General features: G+C 63.9%; 12 protein-coding genes. 4 read left to right on the top strand and 8 right to left on the bottom strand.

What is annotated here, in order from left to right; translation table 11 throughout:
• The 3 genes from bfr to NKI66_RS26855 form a co-directional block, all read right to left on the bottom strand.
• Positions 1 to 486 (bottom strand): bacterioferritin, encoded by a 486-nt coding sequence (bfr, locus tag NKI66_RS26865; RefSeq protein WP_013527914.1) that lies wholly within the window; start codon positions 484 to 486, stop codon positions 1 to 3.
• Positions 452 to 763: a (2Fe-2S)-binding protein gene (locus NKI66_RS26860; RefSeq protein ID WP_023811421.1), complete on the bottom strand. Its 312-nt coding sequence runs from the start codon at positions 761 to 763 to the stop codon at positions 452 to 454. Before NKI66_RS26860 ends, bfr begins: the two co-directional genes overlap by 35 nt.
• A gap of 114 nt (positions 764 to 877) precedes the next feature.
• Positions 878 to 2167 (bottom strand): imelysin family protein, encoded by a 1290-nt coding sequence (locus NKI66_RS26855; RefSeq protein WP_023811422.1) that lies wholly within the window; start codon positions 2165 to 2167, stop codon positions 878 to 880.
• Between the two features lie 433 nt (positions 2168 to 2600).
• Here NKI66_RS26855 and NKI66_RS26850 point away from each other — a divergent pair, with 433 nt between their 5' ends.
• On the top strand, positions 2601 to 3854 hold the full coding sequence (locus NKI66_RS26850) for an NAD(P)/FAD-dependent oxidoreductase (RefSeq protein WP_023811423.1): 1254 nt from the start codon (positions 2601 to 2603) through the stop codon (positions 3852 to 3854).
• Between the two features lie 116 nt (positions 3855 to 3970).
• Here NKI66_RS26850 and NKI66_RS26845 read toward each other — a convergent pair whose 3' ends face one another.
• Complete coding sequence (locus NKI66_RS26845) at positions 3971 to 5248, bottom strand: 4-aminobutyrate--2-oxoglutarate transaminase (RefSeq protein WP_023811424.1); 1278 nt, start codon at positions 5246 to 5248, stop codon at positions 3971 to 3973.
• 243 nt (positions 5249 to 5491) lie between these two features.
• Here NKI66_RS26845 and NKI66_RS26840 point away from each other — a divergent pair, with 243 nt between their 5' ends.
• From NKI66_RS26840 to NKI66_RS26830, 3 genes are read left to right on the top strand one after another with little or no spacing between them, the layout of a single operon-like run.
• Positions 5492 to 6631 carry an efflux RND transporter periplasmic adaptor subunit gene (locus tag NKI66_RS26840; RefSeq protein WP_023811425.1) on the top strand — a complete coding sequence of 380 codons (1140 nt, stop codon included), beginning with the start codon at positions 5492 to 5494 and terminating at the stop codon, positions 6629 to 6631.
• The gene (locus NKI66_RS26835) at positions 6628 to 7707 is read left to right on the top strand and encodes an efflux RND transporter periplasmic adaptor subunit (RefSeq protein ID WP_023811426.1); all 1080 of its coding nucleotides are present in this window, start codon (positions 6628 to 6630) and stop codon (positions 7705 to 7707) included. The genes NKI66_RS26840 and NKI66_RS26835 overlap by 4 nt, the downstream gene beginning before the upstream one ends.
• A complete protein-coding gene (locus tag NKI66_RS26830) occupies positions 7704 to 10799 on the top strand; it encodes an efflux RND transporter permease subunit (RefSeq protein ID WP_023811427.1) in 3096 nt (1031 codons plus the stop codon). Before NKI66_RS26835 ends, NKI66_RS26830 begins: the two co-directional genes overlap by 4 nt.
• Here the strand turns inward: NKI66_RS26830 and NKI66_RS26825 are convergent.
• The 4 genes from NKI66_RS26825 to nikC are packed head-to-tail and all read right to left on the bottom strand — an operon-like array spanning position 10796 to position 13677.
• Complete coding sequence (locus tag NKI66_RS26825; RefSeq protein ID WP_023811428.1) at positions 10796 to 11125, bottom strand: hypothetical protein; 330 nt, start codon at positions 11123 to 11125, stop codon at positions 10796 to 10798. The two genes, NKI66_RS26830 and NKI66_RS26825, sit on opposite strands and share 4 nt — an antisense overlap.
• Positions 11126 to 11162: 37 nt before the next feature.
• Positions 11163 to 11912: an ABC transporter ATP-binding protein gene (locus tag NKI66_RS26820; RefSeq protein ID WP_023811429.1), complete on the bottom strand. Its 750-nt coding sequence runs from the start codon at positions 11910 to 11912 to the stop codon at positions 11163 to 11165.
• A complete protein-coding gene (locus tag NKI66_RS26815; RefSeq protein ID WP_031213315.1) occupies positions 11909 to 12754 on the bottom strand; it encodes an ABC transporter ATP-binding protein in 846 nt (281 codons plus the stop codon). Before NKI66_RS26815 ends, NKI66_RS26820 begins: the two co-directional genes overlap by 4 nt.
• Entirely contained in the window at positions 12751 to 13677 is a 927-nt protein-coding gene (gene nikC, locus NKI66_RS26810) for a nickel transporter permease (protein WP_023811431.1), read from the bottom strand. Before nikC ends, NKI66_RS26815 begins: the two co-directional genes overlap by 4 nt.
• Positions 13678 to 13902: the final 225 nt, after the last annotated feature.

Below are 13902 nucleotides of genomic sequence, written 5' to 3'. Positions count from 1 at the left end.
TTACTCCGCCTCGTCCGCCGATGCGGCGTTGAGCTGGCCGTATTTCTCCTCGCCGATCGAGGCAAGCAGGTCGAGCTGCGTCTCGAGAAAGTCGATGTGACCCTCCTCATCGGCCAGCAATTCCTCGAACAGCTTCATCGTCACGTAGTCGCCGGCGTCGTTGCAGATTTCGCGCGAGCGCTTGTAGGCGGTACGTGCGTCATATTCGCCGGCAAGGTCGGATTCGAGCACTTCCTTGACGTTCTGCCCGATGCGCAGCGGCGCCACGGACTGCAGGTTCGGATGGCCTTCGAGGAAGATGATGCGGGCGACGAGCTTGTCGGCATGGTGCATCTCCTCGATCGATTCCGCCCGCTCCTTCTTTGCCAGCTTGGCGTATCCCCAGTCCTCGAGCAGGCGGAAATGCACCCAGTACTGATTGACAGCCCCAAGTTCCAGAAAAAGGGCCTCGTTAAGCCGCTCGATGATCTGCGGATCGCCTTTCATGAATTCTGCTCCCGTATTGGACGCGCAGGCCTCTGACGCGATCCAGGTGTGAAACGACATCCACGCCGCTCGCCTCCGAGCGGGCGTGGTAATTTTCGGTGACCCGAATGATCGTTTCCACCACATTTGGGAAGCAGCCGCAACAGCGACCGCGCTTTTGCATGGCATGATAGATCTTCGCCGGCACGATCAGCTGCCAGGGATCCTGGTCCAGCAGCCCGACGATCGTCTGCTCGATCTCCTTCTCGGTGATGATATTGCAATGACAAATCAGCATTGGCTTGCTCGGCTGGCTGACGGCGTCTCCCGCGCCGTGTGGCTTGATTTTCTAGCGGAGGCCGTTCCAGAGCCGGTTTTCCGGCTCCCGGATCAGTCACCTGTCTTGCGACCCTTACTTGAACACCTTGTCCGGCGCGTCGAGGCTATCGGACCCTTCGAAGGCGATGGTGCTGAGCTTCAAGGAGCCGACGGCGCGCTCAATCGACTTGGTCTGATCGATCAGCGCATCGATCGCCGCCTGCACGGTGGCGTTGCCCTCAATGTTGCCCTCGGCGATCTGCTGGTCATAGGCCTCGCCGGCCAGTGCACGCGCCTTGATCGCCTCCATCTTGGCGACCGAAACATCGAGCTTGTCAGACAGTTCCTTGTCGATCGCCGGATCGGCCGCCTTCACCATATCGGCCACCGAGGGACCCGAAACGACGGTGCCGTCGAGACGCGTGTAGCTCGCATGATAGGCCGCGCGAATGCCGATGGCGTCGTAGAGATGCGAATTGTACGTGTTGTCGGAGAAGCAATCGTGCTCCTCTTCCGGATCATGCAGCAGCAGGCCGAGCTTCATGCGCTCGCCGGCCAGTTCGCCGTAGGACAGCGAGCCCATGCCGGTGAAGATGGTCGAGATCGCCGTGTTCGGCTCGCCATCGACGAGAGCCTTGCGGGCGGCGCCGTCTTCCTTCCAGTTGCCGACCATCTCCTGAAGATCCGAAACCAGAAGGTCGCTGGCCGATTTCAGATACTCGGCGCGGCGATCGCAATTGCCGCCGGTGCAGTTCTGGAGGTCGTAGTCGGTATAGGGGCGCTCGCCGGCACCCGGCCCGGTGCCATGCAGGTCCTGGCCCCAGAGCAGGAATTCGATGGCGTGGTAGCCGGTGGCGACATTGGCCTCGATGCCGCCGGCTCCCTGCAGCGTGCCGGAGAGGAATTCCGGCGAAAGCTTCGATGCATCGACCTTCTTGCCGTTGATCTCGATCTCCTTGTTGGCGATCACATTGGCCGTGTAGAGCGCATTCGCGTCCGATTCGGTGCCGTAGCTCTTGGCGACGTAGTCGATCAAACCTTCATCCAGCGGCCAGGAATTCACCTTGCCTTCCCAGTCGTCGACGATCTTGTTGCCGAAGCGGTAGACCTCGGTCTGCTGGTAGGGAACGCGCGATGCCTTCCAGGCGTCACGGGCAGCGTTGAGGGTTTCCGCCGATGGCGTGGCGAGCAGCGCGTCGACCGCCTTGTCGAGCGCCTGCGCGGTGGTCAGCGAATCCTCATATTTGGCGAGCGCGATGTCGGAATAGGTCTTGATGACGGCCTTTGCATCGGTTTCCGCCTTTGCCGGCAACACGAATACCGCCGCCGTCAGCAGGGCAGTGGCGCCGATCGCCGCAAGCCTGCTGCCATATCGTGCTGTCATAATCACTCTCCAGTTTCTCGGAAATTCTGTAAACGGCGCGCACAGCAACCGGCGCCAGGCCATCTGCGGGCCATTGGGCGCAAGAGATGCCGCGCTAGCGCGCGGTTCGCGGAAGAAAGACACCAAAATGCCTCCAATCGAAAGGGTTCAAGGCCCAGACATTAAAGGGATGCGCTGACGCGCGAGCTTCCATAAAGCTGCGACATCGTCGGATGTCAATGACAATCCGTAGGAAAAGTCAATTGAAACAACAGTTTAGAATTATTCTAAACTACGACTGTCAACTTATGCGTCTTTCTGCACCGGTCTTGCCGTTGAACTGTACGATTGACAGCTGCCATTCCGGGTGCGACCCGCAAAAGCTCTCTTGCGGCGGCACCAGACAATTGCCACTTGGCGAGACATCCTAGGATAGAAGCGGGATTGGAATGCGATGAAGAACGGTGTGGTCATTGTCGGCGCGGGTCATGCGGGCGTGCAAGCGGCCGCCAGTCTGCGCGAAGACGGCTATGACGGGCCGGTGATCCTCGTCGGGGATGAGGACGAACTTCCCTATCACAAGCCGCCGCTGTCGAAGACTTTCATCAAGGATGCCGAGGCCAAGCCGCAACCCTTGCGCGGCGAGGCCTTTTACACCGGCAGCGCCATCGATTACCGGCCTGGCGTCAGGATCGATCGGATCGATACCCGACGCCGCAGTTTGGATATTGCCGGCGGTGGTGCGCTGGCCTTTGACCATCTGATCCTGGCGACAGGCTCGCGCCCGCGCACGCTGCCGCTGCCCGGTGCCGACCTGTCCGGTGTGCTGTCGCTGCGCTCGCTGGCCGATGCGCGGCTGATCCGCGACCTCAGCGCGCAAAGCGACGAAATCGTCATCCTCGGCGGCGGTTTCATCGGGTTGGAGATAGCAGCCACACTGCGGGCCACCGGCCGCACGGTGACAGTGGTGGAGGCCGTGGACCGGCTACTCGGCCGCGCCGTGGCGCCGGTGGTGGCGAGCCACGTCCGGCAACGGCTGGAAGCGACAGGCGTGCGCATTCTCACCGGCACCTCGATCGCCAGGCTCGATGGCGAAAACGGTCATGTCACGGCCGCCATCACCTCGTCAGGCGAAAGGCTGCCGGCGCGCATGGTCATCGTCGGCATTGGTGCCATGCCGAATGTCGAACTGGCGCAGTCTGCAGGCCTCGGCATCGCCAACGGCATCCGCGTCGATCATCAGATGCGCACGTCGATGCCGGAGATTCTCGCCATTGGCGATGCTGCCTCCTACCGTCACTGGTTCACCGGCGGCGACGTGCGGCTGGAATCGGTGCAGAACGCCACCGATCAGGCGCGGCTTGCCGCGCGCACGATATCAGGCCACACCGACGCCTATTCGGCGGTGCCATGGTTCTGGTCGGACATCGGCGACATGAAATTGCAGATGGTCGGCCTGACCGCCGGCGGCGACAGCCATGTCGTGCTGGGCGACCTGCCCGAAAACAAATTCTCGATCTACCACTATGCCGGCGACCGGCTGCTCGGCATCGAATCGGTCAACCGCCCCGGCGACCACATGCTTGGCCGCAAGATGCTCGGCGCCGGCTTTTCGCCGACGCAGGAAACGGTTGCTGAGGGACCTGACGGTTTGAAGGCGGCGCTGGCCGCGTTTCAGCAGGATGAGCCTGCCAGGGCTGCGGGCTAGCCCCCGCTTACCCTCCCCTTGTGGGGAGGGTCGCTGCGAAGCAGCGGGGTGGGGGTCTGTGCGAGGCCCCCACCCGGACCTTCGGTCCGACCTCCCCACAGGGGGGAGGTAGAAGTTCAGGCGGCGCAGACTTCGCGGATCGAGCTTTCCAGGATGTCGAGTGCTTCGTTCATGACTTCGTCCTGGATGGTGATCGGCGCCAGGAAGCGGATGACGTTGCCGTAGACACCGCAGGTCAGCAGGATCAGGCCCTTGTCGAGCGCCTTCAACCGGATCGCATTGGCGATCTCGGCCGACGGCAGGCCCTTCTTGACGTCGTTGAACTCGACCGCGTTCATGAAGCCGAGGCCTCTGATGTCGACGATCTCGGGCACGTCGTCGCGGATCGACTGCAGCCGCTGCTTCAGCCTTGCGCCCAGCGTGTTGGCGCGGTCGCACAGGTTTTCGTCCTCGATCACGTCGAGCACGGCGTGCGCGGCGGCAACGCCGATCGGGCTGCCGCCATAGGTGCCGCCGAGCCCGCCGGGCCCGGGCGCATCCATGATTTCGGCGCGGCCGGTGACCGCCGCCAGCGGGAAACCGCCGGCAAGGCTCTTGGCCATGGTGGTGATGTCGGCGGCCACCTCATGGTGATCCATCGCAAACATCTTGCCGGTGCGGGCAAAGCCGGTCTGCACTTCGTCGGCGATCAGCAGCATGCCGTGCTGGTCGCAAAGCTTGCGCAGCGCAACCAGGAAGTCACGCGGCGCGTCGTAGAAGCCGCCCTCGCCCTGAACCGGCTCGATGATGATGGCGGCGACGCGGGCCGGATCGACATCGGCCTTGAACAGCCGGTCGAGCGCCGCCAGCGAGTCGGCGACCGAGACACCGTGCAGCGGCACCGGGAACGGCGCATGATAGACATCGCCCGGCATGGCGCCGAAGCCGACCTTGTAGGGCACGACCTTGCCGGTCAGTGCCATGCCCATGAAGGTGCGGCCATGGAAACCGCCGGCGAAGGCGATGACCGCCTGACGGCCGGTGGCATTGCGGGCGATCTTGATGGCGTTCTCTACCGCCTCCGCCCCGGTGGTGACGAAGATCGTCTTCTTCTCGAACTTGCCGGGCAGCATGCCGTTCAGCCGTTCGGCCAGGCGCACATAGCTCTCATAGGGCACCACCTGGTGGCAGGTGTGGGTGAAGCGGTCGAGTTGTGCCTTGACCGCTTCGATCACCCTGGGATGGCGATGCCCGGTGTTGACGACGGCGATGCCCGACGAGAAATCGATATAGCGACGCCCCTCGACATCCCAGATTTCCGAATTTTCAGCCCGGTCGGCATAGATCTGCGTGGTCATGCCGACACCGCGGGAAATCGATTGGTTCTTGCGTTCGGAAATGGCTGAATTCTTCATCGTATCCCTCACCGGGCCGGCGCCCGTCCTGTTTGATGCCGTTGAGACATCTTCTGACCTTATTTCACGTTTTCCTCAAGTCGGCACCACCGGCAGGCGATTGGGCCTGCGGTGGGCAGATCCCGGCGCTTAACCAGTCAGGCGATACACGTACGAGACCGGTTTCCTTTTCCCGGGGATCGACTATCCTCTGGATGTCCACGAGGCATCGCGACCAGCGAGCCGCCGCGGCCGGGGGAGCCCATGAGCAGGAACGTGACTTCGCCCGTCTCGCAGCCGTCGGTCCAAGCTCCCGGTCTTTTGTCTTTTCCAGCCGCCCCGGCGCTTTTCGCCTGCACGGCTGCGCTGCTTTTGGTCGGCTGCCAGAAGCAGGAAGCGGTGGACAAGAAACTGCAGATCATGGTGCGCACCGAAACGGTGGCGATGGCCGACTATGCGCCAAGGACCTCGCTGACCGGGGTGATCGCGGCGCGTACGCTGAACAATCTGTCGTTCCGGGTCGGCGGTCGCGTCGCCGAACGGTTTGTCGATGTCGGCCAGCATGTCGATCAAGGCACGGTGCTTGCCCGGATCGATCCGCAGGAGCAGGAATCCGATTTGCGCTCGGCGCAGGCCGATCTCGACGCGGCACAGGCGCAATTGACCCAGTCCGCCGCCGCCTTCGAACGGCAGAAGACGCTGCTCGCCCAGGGTTTCACCACCAGGCGCGATTATGACGCCGCGGACCAGGCCCTGAAGATGGCACAAGGCAGCGTCGATGCCGCGCAGAGCGCTTTCTCCAACGCCCAGCAAAACCTGTCCTTCACCGAACTCAAGGCCGGTGCCGCCGGCGTGATTACCGCCCGCCAAGTCGAAACCGGCCAAGTGGTGCAAGCCGCGCAAACCGTCTTCACCGTCGCCGAGGACGGGGACCGCGACGCGGTATTCAACGTGCAGGAGACGCTGATCGCCAAGACACCGGCATCGCCTGCGGTGACGATCACGCTGTTGTCCGATCCGCAGGTCAGGGCGACGGGCAAGGTCCGCGAAATCTCGCCTGCGGTCGACCCGGCTTCGGGCTCGATCCGGGTCAAAGTCGCCATTCCCGACACGCCCGCCGGCATGCCGCTGGGGGCAGCCGTCATCGGCTCGGTAAGCGCCAAACCGGCGAAGGCGATCCTGCTGCCTTGGCAGGCGCTGACGTCCAGCGGCGGCAAGCCGGCGGTCTGGATCGTCGATCCCTCGACCAAGGCGGTGACGATGGCGCCGGTCGAAGTGCTGGCGTTCAATTCGGGCACGGTCGTGATCGCCAAGGGGCTGGACGCGGGCCAGAGCGTCGTCACCGCTGGAGGACAGCTGCTCAGCCCTGGACAGACGATCGAAATATCGGGAGCGGGCCAATGAGCCGAACGCCACGCATCCTGCTCGGCGTGCTCATGCTCGGCGCGCTGGCATCCTGCTCCAAGTCGGAGGAAAAGCCGCCAGAGATCATCCGACCGGTGCTGTCGATGGTGATCGAGCCGCGCACCACGCAAATCTTCGGTTTTGCCGGATCCGTCGAACCGCAGGTCAGCGCCGACCTGGCCTTCCGCCTGCTTGGGCGGGTCGTCTCGCGCGACGTCCAGGTCGGCGACATCGTCAGCAAGGGCACGACGATAGCGGCACTCGATCCGACCGCGCTGGAGTTGGGCCTCCAGGCGGCCAAGGCGGAACTGTCCAATGCCGAGGCGCAGCTCGCCAACGCCGCCGCCAGCGAGGAACGGCAGCGCCAGTTGCTCGCCTCGGCCAACGCCACGCAAGCTGTCTTCGATGCCGCGCAGCAGGCGCGCAAAGCTGCGGAGGCAGGTGTCGAGCGGGCCAAGGCTTCGCTTGCCAAATCGCAGGAGCAGCTCGGCTATGCCAGGCTGTTCTCTGATTTCGACGGTGTCGTCACCGCGGTGGGCGCCGAAGTTGGCCAGACGGTCTCGCCCGGCCAGACCATCGTCACCGTGGCGCGTTCGGACCTGCGCGAGGCGGTGGTCGACATTCCCGATCAATTGACCGGTGATCTTGAGGCCGGCACGCCCTTCCAGGTGATCCTGCAGTCGCTGCCGACGATCCAGACCGGGGCCAAGCTGCGCGAGATCGCACCGCAATCCGAGGGCTCGACCCGCACGCGGCGCGTCAAGCTGACGCTCACGGATCCGCCACAGGCCTTCCGGCTCGGCTCGACGGTGACGGCGACCCGCGTGACCAAGGTGGCACCGACGATCGAACTGCCGATGTCGGCGCTGTTCGAAAAGAACGGTTCCGCGAAAGTGTGGATCGTCGACCCGCAGACATCCAGCGTGAACGCACGCGACATCAAGATCGCGTCGAAGAATGGCGTTATCTTCACCGTGGCCGAAGGGCTTGACGCGGGCATGCGTGTCGTCACGGCGGGCGTCCACAGCCTGAGCGAAGGCCAGAAGGTGAAAGTGCTCGAGGGAGGCGCCTCATGAAAGGCTTCAATCTCTCCGACTGGGCGCTCAACCACCGCTCCATGGTCTGGTATTTCATGCTGGTCTTCGTCGTGGCTGGCGTGTTCTCCTACCTCAATCTCGGCCGTGAAGAAGACCCCAACTTCACCATCAAGACGATGATCATCCAGGCCAACTGGCCGGGCGCCTCGGTCAAGGAAACCGTGCAGCAGGTGACCGACCGTATCGAGAAGAAACTCGAGGAACTCGACAGCCTCGACTACACCAAGTCCGTCACCACGGCCGGCCAGACCGTCATCTTCGTCAACCTGAAGGACACCACCAAGGCACGCGATGTCGTGCCGAACTGGATTCAGGTGCGCAACATGGTCAACGACATCGGGGCGCAGTTTCCGCAGGGGGTGCAGGGACCGTTCTTCAACGACCGCTTCGGCGACGTCTATGGCAACATCTACGCCTTCACATCGGACGGGCTGACGCCGCGCCAGTTGCGCGACTATGTCGAGGACGCCAGAACAAAAATCCTGACCGTGCCCAACGCCGGCAAGGTCGACCTGGTCGGCGCCCAGGACGAGGCGATCTATCTCGAATTCTCGACCCGCCAGATCGCCGCCCTCGGCCTCAACCAGCAAGCGATCGTGGCGAGCCTGCAGGCGCAGAACGCGATTACGCCGTCCGGCGTCATTCAGTCCGGGCCGGAGCGCATCAGCGTGCGTGTCGGCGGGCAGTTCACCTCCGAGGACAGCCTGCGCGCCATCAATCTGCGCGTCAATGACCGCTTCTTCCGCCTCAGCGACGTGGCGACGATCACGCGCGGCTATGTCGATCCTCCTACGGCGCTATTCCGCTTCAACGGCCAGGACGCGATCGGGCTCGCCATCGGCATGAAACCCAACGCCAACCTGCTCGAATTCGGCGAGGCGCTGCACAAGGAGATGGACAAGGTGCTGGCCGACCTGCCGGTCGGTGTCGGCGTGCATCTGGTGGCCGACCAGCCGGTCATTGTCGAGGAGGCCGTCTCGGGCTTTACGCGCGCGCTGTTCGAGGCGGTCGCCATCGTGCTCGCGGTGTCGTTCATCAGCCTCGGCATGCGCGCCGGCTTCGTCGTGGCGCTGTCGATCCCGCTGGTGCTGGCCATCACCTTCACGGTCATGGCCTATCTCGGCATTTCGCTGCAGCGTATTTCCCTGGGTGCGCTGATCATCGCGCTCGGGCTTCTGGTCGACGACGCGATGATCGCGGTCGAGATGATGGTGGCGCGGCTGGAGGTCGGCGACAATCTGCGCAAGGCGGCGACCTATGTCTACACATCGACCGCCTTTCCGATGCTGACCGGTACGCTGGTGACGGTCGCCGGCTTCATCCCGATCGGCCTCAACAACAGCGCCGCCGGCGAATATACCTTCACCCTGTTCGTGGTCATCGCCGTTTCGCTGCTGGTGTCATGGGTCGTGGCGGTGCTGTTTGCGCCACTGCTCGGCGTCACCATCCTGCCGGCGACGATGAAAACCAAGCATCACGACCAGCCCGGCCGCTTCACCTCGCTTTTCCGGCGCGTGCTTGTCGGCTCGGTGCGCCATCACTGGCTGACCATCATCGTCACCGTGCTTTTGTTTGCCGGCTCGATCGCCGGCTTCGGGCTGGTGCAGCAGCAGTTCTTTCCGCCATCGGACCGGCCGGAGCTGATCGTCGACTGGAACCTGCCGCAGAATGCCTCGATCGCCGATACGCGCGACCAGATGGAGCGGTTCGAGCAGCGGGCGCTGGTCGGCAATCCCGACATCGACCATTTTTCGTCCTATATCGGCCAGGGCGCGGTGCGTTTCGTGCTCGCCTATGACGTGCAGCCGGCCAACCCCTATTTCGGCCAGACCGTCATCGTCACCAAGAGCATCGCGGCCCGCAACCGGGTCAAGCCGGCGCTTGAAAAACTGCTGCGCGAGGAGTTCGTCGGCACCGACGCCTTCGTCAAGCCGCTCGAACTCGGGCCCCCGGTCGGCCGCCCGGTGCAGTATCGCATCGGCGGTCCCGACATCCAGACGGTGCGCGAACTGGCGCAGCAATTCGCCGGTGTCATCTCCGCCAATCCGAAGCTAGCCGCGCCGACCTTCGACTGGAACGAGCCGCAGCGTGTGCTGAGGGTCGACGTGCTACAGGACAAGGCACGCCAGCTCGGTATCACCTCCTCCGACATCGCCAGCGCGCTGAACAGTACGGTCGGCGGCGCCACCATCACGCAGGTGCGCGACGCCACCTATCTGATCAATGTCGTGGCGCGCTCGCGTGGGTCCGAACGCGGCTCGATCGAAACGTTGCAGAACATGCAGCTGCCGACCAGTACCGGCGAGGCGATCCCGCTCGCGGCCGTCGCCAACTTCCGCTACGATCTGGAGCAGCCAACGGTGTGGCGACGCGACCGCATCCCGACCATCACCGTGCGCGCCGGACTGGTCGGCGACGTGCTGCCGGCCACCGTCGTCAACGAATTGAAGCCCTCGGTCGACGCCTTCACCGCCAACCTGCCGCCGGGCTATTCGATCGCTACCGCCGGCTCGGTCGAGGAGAGTGCCAAAAGCCAAGGACCGATCGCCGCCGTCGTGCCGTTGATGCTGTTCGTCATGGCGACGATCCTGATGGTGCAATTGCAGAGTTTCCAGCGCCTGTTCCTGGTGGTGGCGGTGGCGCCGCTCGGCCTGATCGGCGTTGTGGCGGCCCTTGTGCCGAGCGGCGCGCCGCTCGGCTTCGTCGCCATCCTCGGGGTGCTGGCGCTGATCGGCATCCTGATCCGCAACTCGGTCATCCTGATCGTGCAGATCGAGGATCTCGTCCGAGAAGGCAAGGACCGCTGGGCGGCCGTCATCGAGGCGACGGAACACAGGATGCGCCCGATCGCGCTGACGGCGGCCGCCGCCAGCCTGGCGCTGATCCCGATCGCGCGCGAAGTGTTCTGGGGCCCGATGGCCTATGCCATGATGGGCGGCATCATTGCCGGCACGGCGATTACGCTGCTGTTCCTGCCGGCGCTTTATGTGACGTGGTTCAGGATCAAGGAGCCGAAAGATCGGGAAGACCCACCCGTGGAGAGCGGCGAACCGGTGCAAGCTCAGACTTAAGGCTTTGCCGGATCAGTTATTGTCGTTGGAGGGTGTTGGCGCGACTTGGCGCGTTGCCATGGTGCCGATTTTGAGCTGCGCCAGGCATGCCAACCCTCTGGTAAGTCGGCCAATTCCAGGATGCTTTCATCCCGCCGCAAAACATTTTGCAAGCTGACGATCATAATTTCGCCTTCGCCAACAAGTCCAGTTTCGCTGTTGTGGAATTGCCAACTACCGTCGTCATCGTCATGCACAACGTACGCAATCCAATCACCGCGGGTGACTATGCCTCTGTCCAAAAACACCGCGACATTGGGTGGATCTGCAAACTTCCATTCCTCCATGGGAATTCCCTGAACCAGTGGTCATGTGGCAAAGATTTCAACCGGTTCTCACAAACCCGTCGCTGGCCCGCAACAGATTGCGCGTATAATCCTTGGTCACGCGGCGTTCGACAAGGTCTGCCGCCGCCAGATTCTCCACCGCCTCGCCGCTTTGCATCACCATCAGCCGCTCGCACATATGGGTGATGATGGCGAGGTCGTGGCTGACCATCAGGAAGGTCAGCTTGCGCCGCTTGCGTACCTCTTCCAACAGGTTGAGCACTTCCGCCTGCACCGAGGCATCGAGCGCCGAGGTCGGCTCGTCGAGCAGCAGGATCGAAGGTTCGAGGATCAGGGCACGGGCAATCGCCACGCGCTGGCGCTGGCCGCCCGATAGTTGGTGCGAATAGCGGAAGCGAAAGCCGTTTCCCAGCCCGACCTCGTCGAGCGCCCGCTGGATGCGCTTTTCGCCATCGGCGAAGCCGTGGATGGCAAGCGGCTCCTGCAGCAGGCGGTCGACGGTCTGGCGCGGGTGCAGCGAGCCGTACGGATCCTGGAAGACCATCTGCACTTCGCGGTAGAAGGCCTTGTCGCGGCGTGGCCCGAGCGTCTTGCCGTTGACGGCGATGCTGCCCGATGCGACCGGCGCAAGGCCGGCGATGGCCCGAAGCAGCGTCGATTTGCCGGAGCCGGATTCACCGACCAGGCCAAAGGATTCACCCGGCTGCACGTCGAGGCTGACGCCCTTCAGTGCGCGAAAACGGTCGAAGATCACTTCCAGCCTGTCGACGGCAATCGCAGAAGTCATGCCGCCCACTCCGGCTTGCGGTCGAGCACCGGCAGCGGGTGGCGGTCGGCACCGATCTTGGGCATGCAATTGAGCAAGCCGCGCGTGTAGGGATGCTGGGCATGGCCGAGTTCGGACGCCTTGAGCTGCTCGACCACCTTGCCGGCATACATGACGATGACGCGGTCGCAGAAGGATGAGACCAGGCGCAGATCGTGCGAGATGAAGATCAGCCCCATGCCGCGCTCACTGACCAGCCGGTCGAGAATGCCGAGCACATCAAGCTGCACGGTGACGTCGAGCGCCGAGGTCGGCTCGTCGGCGATCATCATTTCCGGACCGGCGATCAGCATCATGGCGATCATGGCGCGCTGGCCCATGCCGCCGGACACTTCATGCGGATGCAGGTTGAAGACGCGAGAGGGATCACGGATCTGCACCGCCTCCAGCATGGCCAATGCGCGGTCGCGCGCCTCGGCCTTGCCGACCTTTTCATGCGTGCGCAGCGTTTCGACGATCTGGCGGCCGATGCTCATCACCGGGTCGAGCGAGTATTTCGGATCCTGCAGGATCATGGCGATGCGCTTGCCGCGCAGCGCCCGGCGTTCGCGCGGCGAGACGCTGAGCAGGTCGATGCCGTCGAAGGCGAGCTTGTTGGCCGATATCCGCGCCTGCGGCGGCGTCAGGCCCATGATGGCGCGGCCGGTCTGCGATTTGCCGGAGCCGGATTCTCCGACGATGCCGAGCCGTTCGCGGCCGAGCGAGAAGGAGACGCCGCGAACCGCCTCGATCAGCCCGGTGCGGGTCGGGAAGGTGACGCGCAAATCGTCGACCTCGAGCAGCGTCTTCGTTTCCCTGCTCATTGGTCACCACTGCGGGGATCGAGCGCGTCGCGCAGGCCGTCGCCGAGCAGGTTGAAGCCGAGGCTGACGATGAGGATGGCGAAGCCCGGCGCACCGGCCACCCACCACTGGTCGAGCACGAAGCGGCGCCCCGACGCGATCATCGTGCCCCATTCCGGCAGCGGCGGTTGCGCGCCGAGGCCGAGGAAACCGAGCCCGGCGGCGGTCAGGATGATGCCGGCCATGTCGAGCGTCACCCTGACGATCAGGGACGAAATGCAAAGCGGCATGATATGGCGCAGCACGATGCGGAAGGGCGAGGCGCCCATCAGCTGCACCGCCTTGATGTAATCGGAATTTCGCACCGTCAGCGTCTCTGCCCGCGCGATGCGGGCGTAGGGCGGCCATGAGGTGATGGCGATGGCCAGCACCGCATTCTCGATGCCGGGGCCAAGTGCTGCAACAAACGCCAGCGCCAGGATCAGCTTGGGAAAGGCGAGAAAGATGTCGGTGATGCGCATCAGGATGGCATCGGTCCAGCCGCCGGCATAGCCGGCCACCGTGCCGACCAGAAGGCCGATCGGTGCCGCGATGATGGCGACCAGGATGACCACATAAAGGGTCCAGCGCGAGCCGTAGAGGATGCGCGACAGGATATCGCGGCCGAGATCGTCGGTGCCAAACCAGTGCTCGGTGCTCGGCGCCAGCAGGCGCGCGTTCTTCAGGTCGCCGAACGTCGGAGAATAAGGCGCCAGCACACCGGCAAGGGCGGCAACGATCAGCAAGGCAATGATAATGAGCAGGCCGAGAAAGGCCAGCCGGTTGGCGGAAAAGCGCCGCCACGCCACATAGGCGCGGCCGAGCCTCGCCTGGGTGCGCGAGGCCGGCCGCTCGCTGAGCAGCCAGTCGCGACGAGAGAGAGGACGGGCGTCGGAGGCGGTCATGATGATGCCTCTTGGAGCTGTCGACCCCCACTCCGGCCTGCTTCGCAGACCACCTCTCCCCCGCTCGACGGGGGAGAGGAAAGGCGCGAAGCGTGCGACCGGCTTTTCCTCTCCCCCGGGCAGGGGTGTTTGGACCGGAGACATCGCGAACAGGTGTGCGAGGACATCGCGAACAGTTTGGCGTGCTTTGCGCCGGGAGGTTCGCGATGCCATTTGGGAACACCA

This window comes from Mesorhizobium sp. M0518 (genome assembly GCF_040321125.1).
Taxonomy (GTDB): domain Bacteria; phylum Pseudomonadota; class Alphaproteobacteria; order Rhizobiales; family Rhizobiaceae; genus Mesorhizobium.
This window is presented reverse-complemented; position numbering and strand designations above follow the sequence as displayed.

What these genes read in the sequence shown, in the direction of transcription:
- NKI66_RS26815 (WP_031213315.1), bottom strand. Translation starts at nt 12,754, where the DNA reads ATGAGCAGGGAAACGAAGACGCTGCTCGAGGTCGACGATTTGCGCGTC.
- NKI66_RS26825 (WP_023811428.1), bottom strand. Translation starts at nt 11,125, where the DNA reads ATGGAGGAATGGAAGTTTGCAGATCCACCCAATGTCGCGGTGTTTTTG.
- NKI66_RS26820 (WP_023811429.1), bottom strand. Translation starts at nt 11,912, where the DNA reads ATGACTTCTGCGATTGCCGTCGACAGGCTGGAAGTGATCTTCGACCGT.
- NKI66_RS26855 (WP_023811422.1), bottom strand. Translation starts at nt 2,167, where the DNA reads ATGACAGCACGATATGGCAGCAGGCTTGCGGCGATCGGCGCCACTGCC.
- NKI66_RS26845 (WP_023811424.1), bottom strand. Translation starts at nt 5,248, where the DNA reads ATGAAGAATTCAGCCATTTCCGAACGCAAGAACCAATCGATTTCCCGC.
- bfr (WP_013527914.1), bottom strand. Translation starts at nt 486, where the DNA reads ATGAAAGGCGATCCGCAGATCATCGAGCGGCTTAACGAGGCCCTTTTT.
- NKI66_RS26835 (WP_023811426.1), top strand. Translation starts at nt 6,628, where the DNA reads ATGAGCCGAACGCCACGCATCCTGCTCGGCGTGCTCATGCTCGGCGCG.
- nikC (WP_023811431.1), bottom strand. Translation starts at nt 13,677, where the DNA reads ATGACCGCCTCCGACGCCCGTCCTCTCTCTCGTCGCGACTGGCTGCTC.
- NKI66_RS26860 (WP_023811421.1), bottom strand. Translation starts at nt 763, where the DNA reads ATGCTGATTTGTCATTGCAATATCATCACCGAGAAGGAGATCGAGCAG.
- NKI66_RS26830 (WP_023811427.1), top strand. Translation starts at nt 7,704, where the DNA reads ATGAAAGGCTTCAATCTCTCCGACTGGGCGCTCAACCACCGCTCCATG.
- NKI66_RS26840 (WP_023811425.1), top strand. Translation starts at nt 5,492, where the DNA reads ATGAGCAGGAACGTGACTTCGCCCGTCTCGCAGCCGTCGGTCCAAGCT.
- NKI66_RS26850 (WP_023811423.1), top strand. Translation starts at nt 2,601, where the DNA reads ATGAAGAACGGTGTGGTCATTGTCGGCGCGGGTCATGCGGGCGTGCAA.